Below are 6,295 nucleotides of genomic sequence, written 5' to 3'. Positions count from 1 at the left end.
CAGGGCTGGCAGCAGGAAGCTCAGGCTATCGCCAAGGTGTTGTCCCCCTGAAATGGCACTCAACAGCCATAATGCGCCGGTGACGGCTTATGGTGATGGGATCAGATTCGGGATTAGGCCTGTTGACGACGCACCAGAATAAAATAAAAAGTACAAAAAGTTCCCATCCTACTTGGGAACTTTTTGATAAAAAATAACAGCATGACGACAGTCATTACCGCTGGCGCTCACAGCGTTGCCCATGCAAAAAAACTTTATGGCCGCCAAGAGCATCAGAGCATTATCAGAACTGATATAGATATAAGGTTTTAGATATTATTCTCGTCTGATAAGCGCAACCTCATGCATATCAGACACTGAAACGTTCACGTTTATTGCATTGTGACGAGTTCAACGACGCCATTTATAACAAACTGAACCCCCATACAGACCAGCAGGAATCCCATCACTCGGGAAATAGCATCGATTCCCGATGTTCCTACAAGCTTCATAACACCCAGTGACGCCCGCAGAGATACCCATAAAATCAGAGAAATGGCTATCGCAATCAGGGGGGGCGCGGTATAGGCGACCCATAAATCCAGATGCGATGTTTCAGCGCTGAATGTCGACGCGGCACTGATCAACATAGCAATGGTACCCGGGCCTGCCGTACTGGGCATTGCCAAGGGGATAAATGCTATATTTTTGCTTTTTCCCTTCTCGCCGCTTTGAGACTTATTCACATCCTGCGGAAACAGCATGTTAAACCCAATAAAGGCAACGATCATTCCACCTGCAATTCGTAATCCCGGAATGGATATGCCAAAGGTATTAATAACAGCCTTACCGGCATACCATGCAACCATCATAATCACAAAGACATAGAAAGCCGCCATCGCTGACTGCTTCTTTTTTTCTTGTTCAGACATGTCGCCTGAAAGCCCAAGAAAAAGAGCTACAGTGGTCAATGGGTTTACCAGCGGCAGCAATAAAACCAACCCTAGCCCAATAAGTTTAAATAACTCAAACATCTGCCTACCTCCTTTTTAAGACTCCCCCGGAGTTATCTCCGGGGGTAAGTTCTATCGAGACTTCTCCCACTGCAGAACGGCGCTGATGGCAGCCGGCAATACCGTCAGGGTAAATAGGGTGGCAACGAATAACCCGCCAATAATGGCATAGGCCATAGGCCCCCAAAATACCTGATGCGCGATAGGTATCATCCCTAATATTGCTGCACAAGCCGTCAAGAGTATCGGTCTGGAGCGATGCAGTGACGCCTCGACGATCGCCTCAGTATTATCCGCACCTTGCGCCCTGTTTATTTCCACTTCTTCAATAAGGATCACGGCATTGCGGATAATCATCCCCGCCAACGCAATCACGCCAAGAAGCGCGACAAACCCCATCGGCGTTCCGGTAGGTAACATGGCAGCGACAACGCCAATCAAACCGAAGGGGGCAATCAACAGCGCCAGCATCATGCGTGAGAAACTACGCAACTGCACCATCAGCAAGATCAGCATCACCAATAGGGTCACTGGCAGAACCGCGAATACTGAACGGTTGCCTTTCATGGCTTCAATGACGCTTCCCCCCTCGGTAATATGATATCCCGGCGGTAAATTTTTGCGCAATTCATCGACCACAGGCGCCAAACTCTTGGATACGCCGGACGCATTCAGCCCTGGCGCAATATCCATTTGCACCGTAATGAAAGGCTGTCGTTGCCGCCGCCACTGAATAGGTTCGGCCAACGTATAGCCTATCGTTGCGATCTGCTTTAATGGCACCACGCGCCCATCGGCCGTCGTTAATTGCAAATCCGCGACGGTTTCAATGTCTCTCCGCGTGTTTTCCGAAGCTCGCAGCACCACGTTAACCTGACGATTTCTGTCTCTGATCGTCGTTACAGCGGACCCCGAATACATTTCAGCAAGAGCGCTTGCGACATCCTGAGAGCTTAATCCCAAGGCTCTCGCTTCCGTCTGATTAAGCGTTATATAGAGTTCTCGTTGTGGTTCTCCCGCAGTAAGGTTGACCTCTCTTGTCTGCGGGTTGTCGCCGAATTTCGCCGCCAACTCCATGGATATCTCACGGATTTTGGTCAGATCCGGGCCGGAAACGCGATATTTCAACGGCCAACCTACCGGGGGCCCCAGCTCCAACGGCGAAGCACGCGTAACAAGATGGCCGAAATCTTTTTGCAGAATTTTTTCAAGCCTGGACTTCACGGCGTCACGCTCTTCAAGTCCCTTGGTAACCACGACCAATTGAGCGATATTTTCGTTATCAAGCAACAGGTCCATCGGCAAATAAAATCGCACGGCACCCGATCCAACGTACGTCGTAAAATGATCAATATCGGGATCCTTCTTGAGGATTTCCTCCAAGCGAATGGCTTCCCTCGCCGTATCTTCCTGCACGGCATTTCTCGGCAGAGTCAGGCTGACGAGCAACTCCGGCCTGTCAGAAGCGGGGAAAAACTCCTCTTCCATGTGTGAGGATCCGATAAAAGCAATGGCCAGCAACAGAACCGCCACGATGCAGGTCATCCCTCGGCGCTTAAGGATATATCGCAATGCACTTTCGTACTTTTGCATGACTTTACCTTTACCGTGGGCGTGTTCCTTCATCACCTTAGGTAAAAGCCACACGCCTATCAGCGGTGAAAAAAGTACGGCAACAATCCAGGAGTTGATGAGCGAAATCAGCACCACCATGAACAGAGAATAACAGTACTCCCCCGCACTCGACGTTGCGAAACCGACCGGGATAAAACCGGCGATCATGACCAATGTGCCGGTCAGCATCGGGAAAGCCGTCGTCGTCCAGGCTTTTGTCGCCGCCTTTTTGACAGGGTCTCCCTTCTCCAGGCGCGACATCATGATCTCTACAGTGATCATGGCATCATCGACCAGCAACCCCAGCGCAATAATTAACGCGCCGAGTGAGATACGCTGCATGCCTATGCCGGCAATTTCCATGCCGATAAACGTCATGGCCAGCACCAGCGGAATGGATGCTGCAACCACTAACCCGGCACGAGTGCCTAATGACAAGAAAGACACAGCCAGCACAATGACGACCGCCTCAAGGAGCACTTTCATAAAGCTCCCCACCGCGTCATGCACCACCGTCGACTGATCGGCCACTTTCAGCACGTTGATACCCGCAGGCAAGCGGCTGGAGATATCATCCATCTTTTCGTTAAGCGCTTTGCCGAAATCCAGCATATTGCCTGTCGGGGCCATGGAGATGGCCAGGCCAATCGCCGACTCCCCGTTAACCCTGAAGGCAGGCGTCGGCGGATCGACCGCCTCGCGAGAGATAGTCGCAATATCCGTCAGAGGAACGAATTTATCCTGAATATGCAGTGTCAGCTGTTTGAGGCTTTCTTCCGATGCGAAAGCGCCGCTGACTCTCAACATGACTTTATCTTTGTCTGTTCTGATTTCTCCGGCCGGAGTCACGGCGTTTTGCGCGCTGATGGCGTTTTTGATTTGGTCGAGCGTCAGCCCCATGCCCGCGATTTTCTGCGGTGAAAATGATAAGATGACCTGCTCTTCTTTTACGCCCAGCAGGTTCACTTTCCCGACGTCTGGCAGCGTTAAGACGTCCGTGCGAACTTTATCAACCAGATCGCGCAGTTCGCGCTCGCTGAATCCTTCACGCGTAAAGCCATAGATGGTGCCGTAGGTATCATCAAATTCATCGTTGACGGCAGGTGAACTGACGCCGGCAGGCAGCTGAGGGGAAACGTCCTTGATTTTTTTCCTGACCGTATACCACAGTTCCTTCACTTTCTCCGGCGGCGTATTATCACGCAGATAGATAAAAATAACCGACTCGCCGGGCCGGCTGTAACTCTCCAAATAATCAAGATAAGGAACTTCCTGAAGTTTCTTCTCCAACGGATCGGTCACGAAATTGACGGTATCCTCCACAGAGGCCCCAGGCCAACTCGCGGAAACCACCGCCGTTTTAATGGTAAACGCCGGATCTTCATTGCGCGGCAAGTTGTAATAGCTCATCACCCCGGCAATGGTGAGAACCAACATAAAAAAGGCAACCAGTTGCTGATTGGCAAGCGCCCAGGCAGACAGGTTAAACTTCTCGCGTTCAGAGGCATTCATCAGAATTTATCCTCCAAACTCACTTTCTCCCCTGGCCGTAACTTGCTCACGCCGGCGATCACCACCTTGTCACCAGGTTTGAGGCCATCAGCAATAAACACGTCCTCAGAGCTATAGCGAATAACGTTAACTTTGCGCAATGCCAAGGTTAATGTATCCGGTTGAACGATTAAAACGGCAGGATCCGCACCATCACGGGTCATCGCAGACGCCGGCAGAACAAACGCTGCCTGCCCCGGGATCACGATACTTCCCTGCACCGTCGCGCCCAAAGCCATTTTCTCTGGAGGGTTCGACAGCGAGACTCTGACTCGCCAGGTGCGCGTCTGCTTATCCGCCTGTGGATTCACATCTCGGATCACGCCCTCAGTCACGACGGAAGGATCGGAAAGCAGCGCAATCTTGACTTTATTATCGGACAGATTGCTGTACAAAATTGCTTCTGGAACGTCAAATACGGCATCCACTCCCTGATTGAGTGAGAGCGTCACGACCCCCTGCCCTGCGCTGACAGTTTGTCCAGGATTCAGATTAACCGAAGTCACTACGCCATCTGAAGGCGCAACGAGACGGGTATAACCCAATTGCTCCTGAGCGATTTTCAAATTCGATTGAGCAGAGACGCGTTTTGCCGCCGCGACTTCAAGATTGACCCGCGCTTCATCAACCTGAGCCTGCGCGATAGCACCGGTTTTGAGCAATGATTGCAGCCTTCTGAAATTGAGAGCAGCCAGACGCTCTGAAGAAACGGCACCGGCCAGTTCGGCCTGCGCACTGCGCACCTGATTCTCGTTATTTCTGGGCTCCAACGTCGCGATCGTTTGCCCCGCCTTTAATTTGTCCCCCACATCGACCGGCCGGCTGAGGATCCGGCCGTCAATGCGAAACGAGAGCTGAGATTCCTCATGGGGGCGAATTTCTCCGGTATGCTTTATTAAGACTCCGCCAACCGGATTATCGACGGCAAGCGTCCGTACGGGACGTGTAGGCACCTCTTCTGTCTTTGCTTTATCATCACACCCCACCAAAAACACAAACACGGGAATAATAAAGAGTTTCCAGTTTTGAAATAGGGACACGCTCTTGACCGCACTTATTAACCTGAAAAAACCAACTGACATAAGACATTCTCCTGATAGTCTGTTGAAGAATTAAACCTTTTTTATGTGTAGATTAAATCCATGATTATTCAAGAAACCATCAAGATTCTATTTTCATTGGCAGAATGAGTAGAAGCAGCATCCCACCTTCAGGATGATTCTGAGCACTGAGACTGCCGCCGTGCTCGCGGCTTATCGCCATGGCGATAGAGAGGCCGAGTCCACTCCCTCCCAAATTTCTCGATCGAGAACGCTCTTCCCGGGAAAAGCGCTCGAACATCAAGGGTAAAAAAGCTTCACTGACGCCCGGCCCATAATCGCGAAAACCGACGATAACCTTATCATCAGCATGGTTAACAGTGATGGTCAATTTCTTGCCGGAATGCGCGTAACGAATTGCATTTTTTATGAGAATCGTAACAACTTGCCCAATTCTGAACGGATCGGCGTAGACGAATACGGGAGCAGGACATTCAAATTCAATCGTGAAATCCTCCTGCGAAACTTCAGCCTTTAGCCATTGTAAACGCTCCTGAATCAAATCACACAGATTCACATGGTATTTTTCTAATGATAAGGCCCCGGCTTGTGACAAGGACAGCGTTTGAAGATCATCAATAAGGCGATTAAGGCTTGCCAAGGGCTGCATGACCAGATTTAACTGATGCTTGTCCGGCTCGAACACGCCATCCATAATTCCCTGAAGGCGTGCGATTGAAGCCGTCAACGGCGAGCGTAATTCATGCGCCATAGCGATATGAGAAGCACGTAACTCCCCTTCATAATAAGTCAGTTTTTTGGTCATCTCATTGAAATCGTGAGTTAGAGTAAGAAGTTCTTCCGGCGCTTTATCTTCTAATTTTGCTTGCACAGAGAAATCCCCCTCAGTGACTTTTCTCGCGGCAGCGACCAGGTAGGAAAATTGCTTCGCCAACGGCCGCGACATATAGAGCCCCAGTAAGACCATGAGAGGTATAGCGACGACCACCAAAATAGCCAGCATAATCCAATCCCCCGAGGTGATAGACGGATTAGCAAAGTCAATGCCATACCAATAGTGAAAAAGGCTATAAAACC

At 50.5% G+C, this 6,295-nt stretch carries 4 protein-coding genes; all 4 read right to left on the bottom strand.

Translation table 11 applies throughout. The annotated features are described in order from the left end of the window. Positions 1 to 371: 371 nt before the first annotated feature. Complete coding sequence (locus HMPREF3138_RS00460; protein ID WP_038871283.1) at positions 372 to 1,013, bottom strand: MarC family NAAT transporter; 642 nt, start codon at positions 1,011 to 1,013, stop codon at positions 372 to 374. Between the two features lie 51 nt (positions 1,014 to 1,064). Then, positions 1,065 to 4,118, bottom strand: a complete 3,054-nt coding sequence (locus tag HMPREF3138_RS00455) for an efflux RND transporter permease subunit (protein WP_070558737.1) — start codon at positions 4,116 to 4,118, stop codon at positions 1,065 to 1,067. Beyond that, positions 4,118 to 5,239: an efflux RND transporter periplasmic adaptor subunit gene (locus HMPREF3138_RS00450; RefSeq protein ID WP_038871286.1), complete on the bottom strand. Its 1,122-nt coding sequence runs from the start codon at positions 5,237 to 5,239 to the stop codon at positions 4,118 to 4,120. The genes HMPREF3138_RS00455 and HMPREF3138_RS00450 overlap by 1 nt, the downstream gene beginning before the upstream one ends. Before the next feature lie 79 nt (positions 5,240 to 5,318). Next, a partial coding sequence (locus HMPREF3138_RS00445; protein WP_246828706.1) for an ATP-binding protein occupies positions 5,319 to 6,295 on the bottom strand: 977 nt, incomplete at its 5' end.

This window comes from Serratia sp. HMSC15F11, from assembly GCF_001808215.1.
GTDB lineage: Bacteria > Pseudomonadota > Gammaproteobacteria > Enterobacterales > Enterobacteriaceae > Serratia > Serratia nevei.
This window is presented reverse-complemented; position numbering and strand designations above follow the sequence as displayed.